The sequence below is a fragment of the Ruegeria sp. HKCCD4884 genome, assembly GCF_013110855.1.
GTDB lineage: Bacteria > Pseudomonadota > Alphaproteobacteria > Rhodobacterales > Rhodobacteraceae > Ruegeria.
The window spans coordinates 38197-53658 of record NZ_WVRJ01000010.1; the positions used below are offsets into that span (position 1 = coordinate 38197).

Annotated in this window: 18 protein-coding genes; 12 read left to right on the forward strand and 6 right to left on the reverse strand. The window is 55.9% G+C overall.

Going from position 1 to position 15462, the window contains the following annotated elements; all coding sequences use genetic code 11:
- Positions 1-1224, reverse strand: a complete 1224-nt coding sequence (locus GS636_RS15140) for a flagellar hook-length control protein FliK (RefSeq protein ID WP_171670342.1) — start codon at positions 1222-1224, stop codon at positions 1-3.
- 111 nt (positions 1225-1335) lie between these two features.
- Between GS636_RS15140 and GS636_RS15145 the strand changes: the two genes are divergently transcribed.
- The 6 genes from GS636_RS15145 to GS636_RS15170 all read left to right on the forward strand — a co-directional run bounded on the left by GS636_RS15145 (position 1336) and on the right by GS636_RS15170 (position 5025).
- Complete coding sequence (locus GS636_RS15145; RefSeq protein WP_171188589.1) at positions 1336-1611, forward strand: rod-binding protein; 276 nt, start codon at positions 1336-1338, stop codon at positions 1609-1611.
- Entirely contained in the window at positions 1601-1960 is a 360-nt protein-coding gene (locus GS636_RS15150) for a flagellar export chaperone FlgN (protein WP_171670344.1), read from the forward strand. The genes GS636_RS15145 and GS636_RS15150 overlap by 11 nt, the downstream gene beginning before the upstream one ends.
- Positions 1961-2169: 209 nt before the next feature.
- Complete coding sequence (locus GS636_RS15155) at positions 2170-3381, forward strand: flagellin (protein WP_171188593.1); 1212 nt, start codon at positions 2170-2172, stop codon at positions 3379-3381.
- Positions 3382-3458: 77 nt separating this feature from the next.
- Entirely contained in the window at positions 3459-3833 is a 375-nt protein-coding gene (gene flaF / locus GS636_RS15160; protein ID WP_171670347.1) for a flagellar biosynthesis regulator FlaF, read from the forward strand.
- Positions 3833-4234 carry a flagellar biosynthesis repressor FlbT gene (flbT, locus tag GS636_RS15165; protein WP_171670350.1) on the forward strand — a complete coding sequence of 134 codons (402 nt, stop codon included), beginning with the start codon at positions 3833-3835 and terminating at the stop codon, positions 4232-4234. The genes flaF and flbT overlap by 1 nt, the downstream gene beginning before the upstream one ends.
- Entirely contained in the window at positions 4231-5025 is a 795-nt protein-coding gene (locus GS636_RS15170; RefSeq protein WP_171670352.1) for a DUF1217 domain-containing protein, read from the forward strand. Before flbT ends, GS636_RS15170 begins: the two co-directional genes overlap by 4 nt.
- A gap of 89 nt (positions 5026-5114) precedes the next feature.
- Here GS636_RS15170 and GS636_RS15175 read toward each other — a convergent pair whose 3' ends face one another.
- From GS636_RS15175 to GS636_RS15185, 3 genes are all read right to left on the reverse strand, one after another.
- On the reverse strand, positions 5115-6689 hold the full coding sequence (locus GS636_RS15175) for a DUF427 domain-containing protein (RefSeq protein ID WP_171670355.1): 1575 nt from the start codon (positions 6687-6689) through the stop codon (positions 5115-5117).
- A gap of 106 nt (positions 6690-6795) precedes the next feature.
- On the reverse strand, positions 6796-7497 hold the full coding sequence (locus GS636_RS15180) for a helix-turn-helix domain-containing protein (protein WP_171095792.1): 702 nt from the start codon (positions 7495-7497) through the stop codon (positions 6796-6798).
- Positions 7469-7756 (reverse strand): hypothetical protein, encoded by a 288-nt coding sequence (locus GS636_RS15185; RefSeq protein WP_171236098.1) that lies wholly within the window; start codon positions 7754-7756, stop codon positions 7469-7471. The genes GS636_RS15180 and GS636_RS15185 overlap by 29 nt, the downstream gene beginning before the upstream one ends.
- 176 nt (positions 7757-7932) lie before the next feature.
- On the opposite strand from GS636_RS15185, the gene GS636_RS15190 reads away from it, so the two are divergent.
- The 4 genes from GS636_RS15190 to GS636_RS15205 all read left to right on the forward strand — a co-directional run bounded on the left by GS636_RS15190 (position 7933) and on the right by GS636_RS15205 (position 11849).
- Positions 7933-8391 carry a hypothetical protein gene (locus GS636_RS15190; protein ID WP_171095796.1) on the forward strand — a complete coding sequence of 153 codons (459 nt, stop codon included), beginning with the start codon at positions 7933-7935 and terminating at the stop codon, positions 8389-8391.
- Between the two features lie 109 nt (positions 8392-8500).
- A complete protein-coding gene (locus GS636_RS15195) occupies positions 8501-9118 on the forward strand; it encodes a ribonuclease HII (protein WP_171188749.1) in 618 nt (205 codons plus the stop codon).
- A gap of 107 nt (positions 9119-9225) precedes the next feature.
- Complete coding sequence (locus GS636_RS15200; protein WP_171095800.1) at positions 9226-10326, forward strand: site-specific DNA-methyltransferase; 1101 nt, start codon at positions 9226-9228, stop codon at positions 10324-10326.
- Positions 10327-10466: 140 nt separating this feature from the next.
- Positions 10467-11849, forward strand: coding sequence for an adenylate/guanylate cyclase domain-containing protein (locus GS636_RS15205; protein WP_171670357.1), 1383 nt, complete (start codon positions 10467-10469; stop codon positions 11847-11849).
- A gap of 79 nt (positions 11850-11928) precedes the next feature.
- Here GS636_RS15205 and GS636_RS15210 read toward each other — a convergent pair whose 3' ends face one another.
- Both GS636_RS15210 and mutY read right to left on the reverse strand, forming a co-directional pair.
- The gene (locus GS636_RS15210; RefSeq protein WP_171670360.1) at positions 11929-13065 is read right to left on the reverse strand and encodes an alkane 1-monooxygenase; all 1137 of its coding nucleotides are present in this window, start codon (positions 13063-13065) and stop codon (positions 11929-11931) included.
- A 61-nt stretch (positions 13066-13126) separates the two neighbouring features.
- Entirely contained in the window at positions 13127-14182 is a 1056-nt protein-coding gene (mutY, locus tag GS636_RS15215) for an A/G-specific adenine glycosylase (protein WP_171670363.1), read from the reverse strand.
- Positions 14183-14263: 81 nt separating this feature from the next.
- On the opposite strand from mutY, the gene GS636_RS15220 reads away from it, so the two are divergent.
- Positions 14264-14770 (forward strand): DUF721 domain-containing protein, encoded by a 507-nt coding sequence (locus GS636_RS15220; RefSeq protein WP_171670366.1) that lies wholly within the window; start codon positions 14264-14266, stop codon positions 14768-14770.
- Positions 14771-14783: 13 nt separating this feature from the next.
- Complete coding sequence (locus tag GS636_RS15225) at positions 14784-15446, forward strand: DsbA family protein (RefSeq protein WP_171670368.1); 663 nt, start codon at positions 14784-14786, stop codon at positions 15444-15446.
- Positions 15447-15462 lie beyond the last annotated feature (16 nt).

Below are 15462 nucleotides of genomic sequence, written 5' to 3' on the forward strand. Positions count from 1 at the left end.
TCAAAACCTCATATCGATGCCCCGGCTTGGGACTAAAATTTGTGGAAGAGAGTCGGTTTGAACATCCGAATCGCCTTTTATCGATTCAAAGACGGATCCCGACTCGGTCTTGTTGGTGTTAGCCCAGCCCGTGTCCGCGTCGGAGGCTGTACCCAGATCAAAGCTCAACGCACCGTATCCCAGTTTCTGAAACTCTTCCGTAAGTAAGGAAATGTGACGTCGCATCAGCTCCAGGGTTTCTGGGCGTTCCAAGGCAATGGTCATGTGCAGCCCGTCATCGCGCCCGTTCAGAACAATGGAAACACGCCCCAATTCATCGGGGTTCAATGCAATTTCAGTTATCCCGGCCCCCGGACGCGTCTGAATGGTCGCCGCCAACTGCCCGGCGATTGCACGGGCGAGCTCGGCGCGAGCTGACGCAGACGGCGCAGAAAGCTGCGGCGTTGTTTCTCTCGGAGCAAGTTGGAGCGGTTCGTCCTTGGCGAAAACTGTTGGCTCAGCTTCCTGAACAAGAGCGTTCTGTTCTTTTTCGGCAAGCGTTGCCATCAGTTGAAGCTGTGCAACAGGTGGCGCGCGATCTGGATTTGCTGGTTTGGACGTTGCGGGTGCGACTTCTGGTGGTTGTACAGGGTCGGTGTTTTGAAAGTTGGGACCGATGTCCGGCACGCTTAATTTGCCGTTTGCCTTGGTCATTTGCTCGATAGGTCGGCCATTCTCGGCTACCTTCACAGGTATCCGCTGTTGGGTCACAGCAGTGTGAACCAATCCTGCATCAGATCGCGCAGCTGTGGGTGCAACAGGATCGGCGATGTTATGCTGGCCCGAGGACGTAGAAATGTGCGGTGGCTCAGGCAGCTCACTGTCAAAAATATGCGGAACACCTGCTTGTAGGTGAGTGCTTGGATTCTGATCGCCCTCAGGAATGAACATCCTGTCGGCAGGTTTTGTTGAGTTGCCCGCCAGAGTCGAAACAAGTTGCGGTTCCGCAATCGGGGCAGCTTGGCGCTCTGTTTGATCTGCTGTCTCTGTTTCAGTTCCCGAGTCTTGCATTTCAGGAGCAGTAACCAGCAGTTCGGGTTCAGGCGGCTCATCGCCGCCCGTTTCTTGCCCAAGAATGTCTTCAAAGCTTGTCACTTCACCGTTCTGGCCAGCCTCATTGCGCGTCGAGGCGGGTTTGGCAACGGCTGTCGACGTCGTTGTGGGCAGCATAACTGGGTTGGGCATTTTGCTCCGGCTCCGTGTGATTGCTCTGCACTCTGCCCGCAGGAAGTTACGTTTATTTTAACCGCTTTCGCCTTTGATCAAGAAAGTTCGAAGCAAATTTCGGAGAAAACAATGCAGGTTTCCAAGAGCCTCTCAACGGGTCCGGCACCATTGACTCACACCCGCCTCAAAAACGCAGCCATAGAGTTGGAGGCGGCTTTTTTAAGTGAAATGCTCAAGTCAGCTGGGCTGGCGCAGACACGACAGAGTTTCGGCGGCGGGGTCGGCGAAGACCAGTTTGGATCGCTTCTTGTTCAGCACCAGGCGCAACAACTGGCTCAGTCCGGGGGCGTTGGGTTGTCTGAAATCCTGCTCAAGTCACTGATGGAGAAAGCCGATGACATTTGAAGCCGACATGACGCTGATCAAATCACTGGAAGAAGTTCTGGATCTTGAGCGCGCGGCCCTTGTGCAAGGGGATCTCGATCGCCTGGCCCATATGGTGCCGGAAAAAGAGAAACTGATCGGTGCAATCAACGATCTTCAAGTGCAGGACAGTGACGCGTTGATTCGCGTCCAGCGCAAGGTCGAGCGGAATCAGGCGTTGCTGAACAGTGCAGCCGCCGGCATTCGGGCGGTTGCCACCCGCATGGCCGAACTGCGGCGTGTTCGACAGGAATTCAGCACCTATGGCGCCGACGGTCAACGCAGTCAATTCGCAGTTCGCAGCACTGTGAAGTTGGAAAAGAGGGCATAGGCAGAAGTTTGATTCAAATCCGAAATTATGGGTTCTGAGGTTTTAGCATTCCGTTAGGGGGTCTGGTTCAAAAGTGGTGCTGCACCTGGAAACGGCAGGTGGCGCGAACGGCCAAGTGGCGCGTCGCACAGGTCAGAAAGACACCAAAGCCCGCAGGTCTTGTGGGGTGAACATGGGCAAAATGGCCCAAACGGAAAAGGATGAAAGCTATGTCCAGCATTCTGACAAACAATGGCGCGATGGTTGCGCTGCAAACGCTGAAGTCTGTGAACAAGAACCTGGCGATGACCCAGAACGCGATTTCGACCGGCAAAGACGTCGCGACAGCCAAGGACAACTCGGCGGTTTGGGCAATTTCGAAAGTGATGGAATCGGATGTCAAAGGCTTCAACGCCATCAAGGACAGCTTGGCGTTGGGGGAATCGACAGTCGCCGTTGCACGGAACGCGTCGGAAACCGTCACAGATCTGTTGACGCAGATGAAAAGCAAGATTGTCGCAGCGCAGGAAGACAATGTTGATCGGGGTAAAATCAACGATGACGTGACAGCATTGAAAGAGCAGATCGCATCGGTTGTCAGCGCTGCCCAGTTCAACGGCCTGAACCTGGTTGATGGATCAGCAGGCTCAGCCTCGATTCTGGCGTCGTTGGATCGCGACAATACCGGTGCAGTTACGGCATCTTCCATCTCGGTATCCGGGCAGAACCTGTCCACTGGCGGCTACGCCACAAAACAGGTCTTTGATGGGTCAACCGGTGCGTCGACCGGCAATGACCGTGTTGGCGCGACCATTGACAACGGTGCGACCGCTGCGACCGCGTTGGTGACCGATGAATCCAGCGGCGCGTTCGCTGCTGGGGACAAGGTTGTCGTCGCCATTAATGATCAGGTTGTCTCGTACACGGTGTCCGCAGAGGACGCTGCGGCGACAACCACTGGTGACCTTGTCGCAGTGGGGCTGAAGTCAAAGATTGAAGAACTTGGAATTACTGGCCTAACGGTCGACTATGATTCTGGTACGGCCGGAACCTTGTCAGTGACCAACGGCACTGGTTCTGACCTCTCGTTCTCTGCTCAGTTCGTGAACGCGGGTGCTGGTGGTCTTGGCGCTCTGGCCGGTATTGATGTGTCGACAGGTGCGGGGGCGACCGCTGCATTGGCTGCAGTCGAGTCGCTGATCGACACGTCGATCGACGCATCGGCCGCGTTTGGTTCGGCGCAAGGCCGAATTGAGACCCAGAAAGAGTTCATTTCGAACCTGTCTGACTCGTTCAAATCCGGTATCGGCTCGCTTGTCGATGCAGATATGGAAGAGACCTCGGCTCGTCTGCAGGCGCTTCAGGTACAGCAGCAGCTGGCAACTCAGTCGCTATCGATCGCCAACCAGGCCCCGCAGTCGATCCTGTCGCTGTTCCGCTAATCAAAAAAGCAGGCCGGGGCATGGTTTTTGTGCCCCGGCCCTGATCGCCTGAAGGCGACCCTTTGGAAGGATTTCAAGTGACACCGCAAACCCTCGCTCAACACAGCTATGCGCAAGCCGCCACGCCAACACGGACGCCCCGCGATACCGAATATGAAGCAATCTCCAGAATCACGCGGCGCCTCAAGGCCGCAACAGCGCGCAAAGCGACGGATTTCTCGGCGTTTGTGCAGGCGGTGCATGAGAATCGGCGCCTTTGGGGGGTACTGGCAACAGGCGTTGCGGATTCCGCAAACGCGTTGCCGAACGATCTGCGGGCGCGGATATTCTACCTTGCCGAGTTTACCGAACAACACAGCAGTCGCGTATTGGGAGATGGGGCAGCGGTTGAGCCATTGTTGGAAATCAACACGGCTGTCTTGCGCGGCCTGCGTCAGATGAGGGCAACTTAATGAGTGGACTGGTCCTGAAACTTGCCCCGAAAGAAGGAGTGCTGATCAACGGTGTGGTTATCGAAAACGGGGATCGCCGCAGCAGGTTTTCAATCATGACGCCGCAGGCCAATGTCCTGCGTTTAAAGGATGCGATCCATCCGGACGAAGCCAACACGCCGGTGCGTCGCGTTTGTTATGCAGCACAATTGGTCTTGTCTGGTGACATGGAACCGGAACACGCCCGGCAGCAACTGCTGCGCCGCGTAGAGGAGTTGAGTCAGGTCTTTACGGATGCAGACAGCCGCCGCGTTCTGTCTGAGGCCACCGATGCGCTGGTGGCCGAGCACTATTACAAATGCCTCAAATCCCTCCGTTCGCTTCTGCCAAGAGAAGAGCGCTTGATGGCGTATCAGCAATGACCTTTCAGCCTGTTGTCCCTTCCGGAGGAATCGTTGGCTGGCGATTTCTTCAACGCACTTACGAAGGCCAGTTTCAAAGCTTTTCCTCGTCAGCGGCGAATGATCGAGAGACGAAATATTTCATGGAAAACATTGGCAAAGTTCAATCAGCAGAAGACCTGGTATCGGATCGCAGGCTGTTGCAGGTCGCTTTGGGTGCGTTCGGACTGGAAGGCGATTTGGATAACAGGTTTTTTGTTCAAAAGATCCTTGAAGATGGCACGCAGGCTGACGACGCTTTGTCAAATCGCCTTGCAGACAAGCGGTATCGCGAGTTTTCAGACGCTTTCGGGTTCGGCCCAGGGGCTGCCAGGAAAACGGCGCTTAGAACAAATATGGAAGAAATTGCGCAGGCCAACTTGTCTGCTCGGTTCGAAATCGCCGTAGGCGCTTCGGATGAGACGATGCGTATCGCGCTTTATGCTCAGCGGGAGCTTGCAGACCTGGCAAACAGCACGTCAAGTGCCGATACCAAGTGGTTCGATCTGATGGGGTTGCCGCCCTTGCGCAGCATGATGGAGACGGCGCTTGGTTTGCCTCCGTCCTTTGCTCAGCTGGACATTGACGCGCAATTGGTCGAATTCAAAGACAGGTTGTTTCAATTGACCGGATCGGAAGATCTGGCGCGGTTCTCGGATCAGAACGCTATCACGGAACTGACCGACACCTATCTGGCCCGCAGCCAGATTGCACAGCTTCAGAACACGATTTCACCGGCACAGACTGCGTTGATCCTGCTTGGGGCTGTGTGAACGGAACGTTCCGCCTGAGGTCGGATTGCGTCTGATGTTGGGCTGGATCACCGGACGCCAGATGAATTGCCAGAGCACAAGTATCAGCCTTAGCCGTCGAGTATAGCATCCGCCGCAGTGCGCAAGGCGTAAGATACGACTGGTTGAGACACATTGTGTAACTCTACCGCACCCAGCGGCAAAGCGTTGGAGCATGCTGGTTCAATGTCTTCGGACACAACAATCCGATGCCCTTTTGTTTTGCCAAATTCCCCCAAACGCGCGGCTATATTTGCGGCTTGACCGATAACCGTGAAATCCAGGCGCTCGCGCGACCCCACGTTGCCATAAGTCACGCGCCCGTAAGCCACGCCGATTGAACAGTCGCAATGTGCATCAGAGCCGTCTTTTCGCAGTTCACCCAACGTTTCCACGATTTGAATTGCCGAACGTTGTGCATTCACCCGAGCGGTCGTGGCGTCCTCTTCCGAAACTGGAAAGACGGCCAAAACAGCGTCGCCAATGAACTTTAGAACTTCTCCTCCGTTGTCGTGCACGATGCCCGACACCGTTTCAAAGAACGCATTCAACACATTGATGTAAGCGGCTCGGCCCAGTTTCTCTTCAAGGCTTGTCGAGTTGCGGAGATCGCAGAACATGATCGCCGCGTCGATCTCATCCCCATCGCCGCGCCGAATCTCTCCGCCCAAAACGCGGGCGCCTGTGCGTTTGCCGACATATGTTTCCAGCAAAACCTGCGCGTTTTCACGTTGCATGAAAACTTCGTAGAACCGAGCGATCACCGCAGAACACTCGAACACCAGGCCCAGGTTTTCCGTGGTAAACCCATCCGGATGATCACAGGTCAGCGTCAGAACATTTGTCCGCCCATCGGAAAATGGCAGCGGCATGGCGACATAATCGGTCGCGCCTTTGGCCCGTAAATCCTCCATGATCGGGAAGCTGTTATGCGGGTTGTCATCGTTCAGCCGTTGCCGCACGCCGCCAAGACCGTTCGAAACATGGCGCAGTGGGCTGTTGATAAAGGCCGGATGATCATAGATTTCATAGGTGGGGGCCCGGGTCAGAATCTCTTCTTCGCCTTTTTCCCAGATATAATGCTTGCCCACGATCAAGGGATGTAGGGACCATGCCAAAATACTCAGACGCTGGATCGCGATACCGTGCTCCAGCATTTTTTCAGCTAGTGCTTCGGTAAAGCTCTCTGGTGTCGTCGCTGTAGACGCACCGCGCATCAACCAATCAATCAGAGGCCCGCTTATGTTGCCATCATCAACTTCACGCAGGCGGTTGTCGCCTAAATCTATCCGTGTATAGGCTCCAGCTGTAAAACCGATGCAGCCTTGTATTGCTTTGCTTTCCGGCAAAGTGTCTTCGTAGGCCCAGACGGAATTGGCCAGCGTTTCACCTGGCAGGCTGATGTCGTGATAGGTGGCGGTGCCTTTGAACGGGCAGAAGGTTTGCAGTTCGGTTTCTGCGCTCAAATCTACACACACGTCCACACGCGGCACGTAAACCGTGGGCGGCAAGCGCGTTTCATACATAACCTTGGCATTTGTGCTTTCAGCCAAAAGGACGTCATCGCGGTAAATCGCAATCCTGCCGCTCAGAGGCTCGACAGAGATTCCGTAACCGGTCATCTTTGGTGCGGCGTGGACGTTCATAAGCGACCTCCCTTGCCTTTGGTATATACAGAATGGGCGTTCCCATCCCACTTTCCAAGAGGTTGAAATGGGATTTTACCGAATGCGAGCGTGGGCTGCCACGTGATCAAACCATCTGAATGACGTCTTTTTCTATGGACAGCATATAGCCTTTCTTGGCGATATTCTTGACCAAAAGTTCGCTGACCATTTGATTTCCAAGCGCGTCGCGCAGCCGTTTGATCCGCGTTGCGCCAGCGGCTTCGTCGCAATCGGCAGCATCGCGACCGGAAATCATGCCCTCGATCTGGGCACCGGACAGAACCTCGTCATCCAGCCGTGATTCCGCCAGAACGGACAGGGTTTCCATGGCGGCGGGCGTCAGTTTGAAATCCATATTGTTGAGGTAAACGGTGTTTTCCTCACGGCTGATCAGCAGGGATGTCACCTGAATGCCGGTGCGTTCGATCTGTGCCATGCGTCGATTCATCAGAACCAGCATCACCAGAAAGACCAGTGCCGAGATCATCATCGCACTCGCGAAAACCAGCAATACGTAGATGACCATCCGGTAACTGGACAAGGTGTCGGCAAAGGCTGTGCCCGATTGGGCCAAGATCTCAAGCAACCGGATTTCTGTTTGCGAGGTCAGGTCAGCCTCGACAAACAAACGCTCGACACGCGCATTAAACGCATTTGCATCTGGCAAGGTCCAGAACAGAAAAATGGCGGCCGTAATCAGAATAAGAACGATGGCAGCGATGCCCAGCACAACCAGCCGGACGCCCGACCGGCGCGCATCAGAAACGGAGATAGAATTGTCCGGCATTGCCCTTCCTCTGATCCAACCCTTCTGGTCCAAAAACGGACTGAACCTCAAGCAGGGTCCAGCCTGACGCGCTCAGGCGCTGGGCGATTTCTGCTCGGGCCTGACCCTTATCGCAGTTCGAGACTTGAATAACCCCGTAATGCAAACGCAGAGGGTTGTCCTTTTTCGCCTTGTAATCCGCATAGCAGTCCGCCGCAGACGCGGCAGAGCCAAGCGATATCAGGGCCACAAAGGTCAGAGAAGAGAGGATCTGTTTCATAGGCCGCATCCTGCGCATGAGTTGCTGCGATATTCAATAACCTAAGGGGTTTGCGGGATCTGATATCCGATAACACCGGGCCGTTATTGCTTGGCAGGAACGGCTGCCCCCAGTGTCAGGGCAATCAGGACGCGGTCTGTCACATGGTCGCCCAAACAATCAGAAGGACACGCCTCATGCATAAGAAATTCATCGCTTTGATCATTGCGACCGCGGTTGCCATTACCGGCGTTTCGGCCTCTCAGGCGCGGGCAGCGGATGCCAAGGACATTCTGGGTGGTCTGGCGGCCATCGCGATTATTGGGGCCGGAGTTCATTACTATAACAAGGAAAAGGATAGGAACCGGGCGGCACGCCATCAAACGTATACTCCGAAACCTTACAAGCCCCAGCCGGTGCGCCCATTGCCGCCGCGCGTAGCCCGGTACGATCTGCCCCAGCGCTGCTTGCGTACGTATAACAGCTATTCACAGGACCATTTGTTGCTTGGTCCGAAGTGCCTCAAGAAACACTACAAACATGCCAATAGCCTGCCCCAAGAGTGCAAGGTTGGTTTCTGGAATGGCAAAAAGGTCAAGCGGGCATACGAACCTGCGTGCCTGCGCCAGAAGGGATACCGCGTCGTTTACCAGTAACATCGGTTGAGCAGGAGCGGTGCCAAAGAAGTGCCGCGTTGGAGAGGGCAGTGTGGGCTGCCCTCTCTTTTTACTTGCGGTGCTGCGTGAAACGCGGTTTTCCGATGGCATGACAAAGCCAGATTTCGAACTTGAGCAAGCGCTGCTGGAGCGGGGCCATATCCGTATCGCCGGAGTGGATGAAGTCGGGCGCGGCCCTTTGGCCGGACCGGTTGTTGCCGCCGCCGTGATTCTGAACGCAGAGGATATTCCCGAGGGGTTGAATGACTCTAAGAAGCTAACTGCAAAACGTCGGGCTGCACTGGACGCAGAGATTCGCGCCAGCGCCGAGTTTGCTGTCGCAGAGGCCACGGTTGCCGAGATTGATGAGATCAACATCTTGCGGGCCTCGCATCTGGCGATGCTGCGCGCGGTCGAGGCACTGACACCGGCCCCCGATTTCCTGCTAATCGACGGCAATATGATTCCGCGTGGTATGAAGATCCCGTCGCAGGCTGTTGTGAAGGGGGATGCCCGTTCGGTGTCGATTGCGGCCGCTTCAATCCTTGCGAAAAACTGGCGCGATCAGGTGATGGTGGATTTGGCGCAACAGCATCCGGGTTATGGATGGGAAACCAACGCCGGTTATCCGTCAAAACAACACAAAGAAGCGCTGCAAAATCTTGGCGTGACCCCACACCATAGACGTTCGTTCAAACCGGTGCACAATATCTTGTATCAAGAGTAAATCGTAACCTGCTGATTCAAAAAAGAAATTGACGGCGAATCGTCTTTGACTCATCCTTGTCTCAACCAAATGAGCGCAAAAGCGCCGTGGATACTTGAGGCAGTGATATGACAACGACCACCAAAAAGGGCGCAAAAGCGCTCCCTTTAAACACGATTCTATCCGGGGACTGCATCGATGTGATGAACAGTCTCCCCGAGGCGTCGGTTGACCTGATTTTTGCGGATCCGCCCTATAATCTGCAGTTGAAAGGCCAGTTGCACCGCCCGGATAACTCTCAGGTGGATGCGGTTGATGATCACTGGGATCAGTTTTCCAGCTTTGGGGCTTATGACCAGTTCACCCGCGAATGGCTGAAGGCGGCGCACCGACTGCTGAAGCCCAACGGCGCGATCTGGGTTATTGGGTCTTATCACAACATCTTCCGCGTGGGCTCGGCCCTGCAGGACGCGGGGTACTGGATTTTGAACGACGTTGTATGGCGCAAGTCGAACCCGATGCCGAATTTCCGGGGTAAACGCTTTACCAACGCGCATGAGACGATGATCTGGGCCAGCAAGCGCGAAGGTGCAAAATACACCTTCAACTATGAAGCTTTGAAAGCGCTGAACGAAGGCGTGCAAATGCGCAGTGACTGGGTGCTGCCGATCTGCACCGGGCATGAGCGTCTGAAGGACGAAAACGGTGACAAAGCGCATCCGACGCAAAAGCCGGAGTCGTTGTTGCACCGCGTGTTGATTGGCTCGACCAATCCGGGCGACGTGATTTTGGATCCGTTCTTTGGCACAGGTACAACCGGTGCAGTTGCCAAAATGCTAGGTCGCGAGTTCATCGGTATCGAGCGCGAGGAAAGCTATCGCAAAGTGGCCGAGAAACGCATCGCCAAGGTGCGCAAGTTCGACCGCGAGGCGCTGGAGGTCAGCGCCAGCAAACGTGCGGAACCGCGCGTACCCTTTGGCCAACTGGTCGAACGTGGGATGCTACGCCCGGGCGAAGAACTCTATTCCATGAACCAGCGTCACAAAGCCAAAGTGCGCGCCGATGGCACGCTGGTCGGTCAAAACGTCAAAGGCTCGATCCATCAGGTTGGCGCGCATCTGGAAAACGCCCCTTCCTGCAACGGCTGGACATACTGGTGCTTCAAGCGCGATGGAAAAACGGTTCCGATCGACGTTCTGCGTCAGCAGATCCGGGCCGAGATGAACTGATTTCAAGAACACCGCCGGTGCCTGTGGCCTGACACTAGGCACTAAGCCTTGCCCCGCCGATCCTACGGCGGGGTCTTTTGTTTTGGCATCAACAGTGGTTGCATGACAATGACCCTGACACTGCAAGAAAGATCACGGCCATGACCGAGACGACCGCGCAGCCCCGCCGCAGCCTGTTTTTTACACAGCCTGATACATACGATTTGGATAACAAATATACCGAGGCCGCGTTAGAACGGCATAAGCGCGAAGGGTTGGAACTGGCCGTGCGTGCCCGTTGGGTGGCGATGGCGCTGACCGGGGTGTTGTTGATTTTCCTTAACCCGCAGTGGGAAGTGCTATGGTATCACTTCATCCTGCTGTTGATCTGCGCGAACGGTTGGCTGATCCGTCGGGCCGGTCGCGTTGGGCAATCCCGTGCCGAGCTGTTTTTAATCTTCGTCGATCTGCTGATCATGACGCTTGGAATGATCGTGCCTAACCCGTTCAGCGATGACGTTCGACCGCTGGCAATGCAATACCGGTTCGACAACTTCCAATATTTCTTCATCATTCTTGCAGCTGGGACTCTGGCCTATTCCTGGCGCACGGTGATTGCCATCGGTTCCTGGACCGCAATGATGTGGACGGCGGGTTGGATCATTGCCTGGTGGGTGGCCACCCCCATTCCGGGGATCAGCGAAAAGGTTGCGACAGCCTTGCAGGGCTATCCGGACGTTGCCGAATTGTTGGACCCCAACAGCTTCATGGCCCCGCAGCGTGTCCAGCAAGTCGTCGTTTTTGTCATGGTTGCGGTGACATTGGGTGTCTCGATGCGGCGATTGAACCAGCTGCTGATGAGCAACGCCGGTTTGGAACGGGAACGGGCCAATCTGTCGCGATATTTCTCACCCAACGTGGTGGATGAACTCAGCCAGAATGACGAACCGCTGAAACAGGTCCGTAAAGAGAATGTGGCGGTCTTGTTTATCGACATCGTGGGTTTCACAAAATACGCCGCTGGCCGTGATCCTTATGAGGTCATCGAGGTGCTGCGGGGCTTCCACGCCCGAATGGAGAGCGAGGTGTTCCGGCACCACGGAACCCTGGACAAGTATCTGGGTGACGGGTTGATGGCGACCTTTGGCACGCCGGTGCCGACGCCCTTGGATGCAAGCAATGCGTTGGGCTGCGCGCGCGCGATGGTGAAGGTGATCGACCGCTGGAATCTGGATCGTCGGCGTGCGGGAGAACCCGAAATCCAAATTGGTATTGGGGTGCATTATGGCTCGGTCGTTTTGGGGGACATCGGCGCCAACCGGCTGGAATTTGCAGTGATCGGTGATGCGGTCAATGTGGCGGCCAAGCTGGAAGCGCTGACGCGCGAGTTTCGGGCAAGCATAGTTGTCAGCGATGCTGTGCGGGAACGGGTAGCTGAAGAAAACCCCACTGTGCCAGGTGCGATGGAAGGTTTCACTGCACATCGCGATCAATCTGTCCGCGGGGTAGAGGCTCCGATGAATATCTGGGTGATGAAGAACTGAAACCCTCCCGCCCATCAGAACAGAAGCGAAGATGCCGTGCTGACAGTTGGGCCAGACAGCGCGCAGACGCGCGCTGCGGTCACGCTTTGGGCATCTGGTTCAAAGCCTTGTTATAAGGGTGCCAATCCGTAATTTCGGGATAGTAGTGACGTCTCCATTCCCGAACACGCGGGTTCATCACCCGCCGCCAAAGCGGGGGGATCATCGCTGCAACGGTCATCACCGGATAGCCATACGGCAATTGTGGGGCTGAGTCTGGCCTGTGATGTTGCAACAGGGGAAACCGACGGTTGGGTTTGTAGTGATGGTCGGAATGGCGCTGCAGATTGATCAGCAACCAATTTGACGCTTTATGCGCCGCATTCCAGGAATGGCGTGGCAAGACATGTTCGTACCGCCCGTCGCCCAGATGTTTTCGGGTCAGGCCGTAGTGTTCCACGTAGTTGACCAGCTCAAGCTGCCAGATCGCGACACCGGCTTGCAGCAGAAACAGGGCCAAACCAGCCCACCCTCCGATCAGCGCTGCCAGAATTAGCATTGCGCCTTGCAGGGTCCAGTATCGCCAAAATGGGTTGGAGCGATCCGTCCATGGCCGGTCTTTGCGGGCCAGCTTGTCGCGTTCGGCCTTGAAGGCTGACAAAAAGCATTGCCACAGAACGCGGGGATAAAAGCGGTGGAACCCTTCGTTGTACCGGGCCGTCACCGGATCGCGCGGTGTGCCCACGTAACGGTGATGGACCAGCAGATGTTCGGACCGGAAATGGGAATACAGCACCATGGCCAAAAGGATGTCACCCAGCCATCGCTCGCCCCGGCTTTTCTGGTGCATAAGCTCGTGACTGTAATTGATCCCGATTGTACCGGACAGGACGCCCATACCGAAAAACAGACCGATTTTTGCGGGCATCGACAGATGGTTGGTGTGGGTTGCATACCAAATCAAACCAAACAGCGTCAGGAATTGAAGCGGCACCCAAAGCTTTGTCAGTAGGATGTACCAGTGCAACACATCATCAGATGTCTCCGGATCTGCATTCTGCTCGTTCAGGCCGGTGATCCGGTCCAGAACCGCAAACGCCCACCAAGTCGAAAGAGGGATCAACAGGACCCACCAGCCTCCGGCAATTGCGGTGAACCAGATTAGCGGGATCAACAGCAAGGACACCCAGAAAGGGGATGCGGACTGCCAGCGGGACAGTGTGCCTGTTGCGATCATTATTTCTGCTCCGACGTTATGGGCCTAGCCTAACTGTGGCCCGGCGGATTGCACAGCGGTCTTAACGCTCTTTCCATAGATCGTAGGCTTTGCGCATCACCGTTGGCAGGTCGCTGGGTTTGAAACTGTGCTTGTCCAACACTTTCAGGTGCTCGGGGACGTTGTCATCTTCGATATCGGCGGCCCAAACCCTGAGTATCAAATGGAAATGCGTGAAGGTATGGCGAACTTCAGCCGGCAGGATCGCCCAATCTGCCGGGAACGGGGCGCTTTCGGCTGGCGCATCGTTCCACTCTGATCCGGGCCAGCCCAGCATTCCGCCCAGAAGGCCCTTATCCGGCCGACGCTCCAAAACCATGGCCCCGTCTGCCTTACGCGCAATATAGACGTGGCCATAACGGGTGGGTTTGGGCCTTTTCGGCGTTTTTCGGGGAAGGTCGGCCTGGGTTCCTGCGATGCGGGCCTGACAGGGGTCACGCAACGGACATATGCCGCAGGCCGGAGATTTCGGCGTGCAGATCGTGGCCCCCAAATCCATAACAGCCTGAGCATAATCCCCGGGTCGCGTGGTCGGCGTCAGGGTCTCGGCCTTTTCTTTCAGCAAAGATTTGGACCCTGGCAAAGGATCGTGAATGTCAAAAAACCGGGCCATGACCCGTTCGACATTGCCATCCAGCACTGTTTCGGGCTGATCAAATGCAATGGCCGAGATCGCAGCGGCGGTATACGGGCCGATGCCGGGCAGTTTCAGCAATGCATCATAGGTGTGAGGAAACTGGCCATCGTGGTCTTGCGCAACAACACGGGCGCATTTCAGTAGGTTGCGGGCACGGGCATAATATCCCAGCCCAGCCCATTCCCCCATCACCTGTTCGTCCGGCGCAGCGGCAAGCGTGTGAACTGTTGGCCATCGGGTGATGAAACGCAGGAAGTAATCGCGCACCGCTGCCACGGTGGTCTGCTGCAACATCACTTCGGACAGCCAGACCCGGTAGGGGTCAGGGCGCACCCCGTCGGCCCGAGCCACAGGGCTGACGCGCCATGGCATGTCGCGCGCGTGGCGGTCATACCACTCTAAAAGCGGGGTGCTGACGATGAATTCAGGGGAATCACGCAAGTTTTATTCATCTCCTTGTCGGGTTTCGCTGGCACCCGATGGTCTGCCTATTACAATAGCGGTGTAGGAGTGGGAAACCAGATGCAACGCAGACGTTCCTCGACCCGCGGGTTCAAACGCACCGCGTCTTTGCTGAATGATCAGATCCGGCGCGCCGGTGAAAGCCGGGGCTTTGCTGTGTCGCGGTTGTTGACCCATTGGGCCGAGATTGTAGGTCAGGACACCGCTGCCATCGCGCGCCCGGTCAATGTGGGCTATGGTAAGGGCGGCTTTGGTGCGACCCTGACCGTGCTGACCACCGGCCCGCAGGCGCCGATGCTGGAAATGCAGAAGGAACAACTGCGCGGTAAGGTCAACGCGGTTTACGGATACAACGCCATCAGCCGCATCCGCATCACCCAGACCGCCCCGACCGGATTTGCCGAAGGGCAAGCCAGTTTCGACCACAAGCCGAAGCAGGCAAAAGCCCAGATTGCACCTGACGTTGCCGCCGAAGCAGACAAAGTGTCACGCGACGTGAATGATGAAGATTTGCGCGCGGCTCTTGAACGTCTTGCATGCAACGTTTTATCCAAACAGAAACGCTGAGAAAGGGCTGAGAATGAGCCGTATTGCAACCGTAATCTGTGCGGCCGTCGCCGTCGCCGCTGGCGGCTATTGGCTGTCGCTGTCAAATTCCAATTCGTCCAACCTGTTGGTGGGAACTGCCGAGGCGCAGGAGGCGGATATTGATACCTCGACCATCATCGAAATGGTGCAGGGTGCCGAAGACGCACCGGTCGAGATCATCGAATATGCCTCTTACACCTGCCCGCATTGTGCGAATTTTCATCAGAGCGCGTATAAGCAACTCAAGAAAGATTTCATCGATACAGGAAAGGTCAAATTCACCTATCGTGAGGTATATTTTGACCGTTACGGTTTGTGGGCGTCGATGGTTGCCCGTTGCGCGGGACCAGAGAAGTTTTTTGGCATCACCGACGTGATCTATGAAAAACAATCCGAATGGACACGTGCGGGCGGTCCGGCTGAGATCGTTGACGAGCTGCGCAAGATCGGCCGTTTGGCCGGGATCGACGGCGATCAGCTTGAAGCGTGTCTGCAAGACGGCACCAAAGCGCGTACGCTTGCTGCATGGTATCAGGAAAACGCTGAGCGCGACGGCATTCAGTCGACGCCGTCCTTCATTGTGAACGGCAAGAAGGTCGACAATCAATCCTACGCGGATTTCAAGAAGCTGATCGAAGCCGAGCTTGGCAGCTGATCTTCTTCCGGTCGAC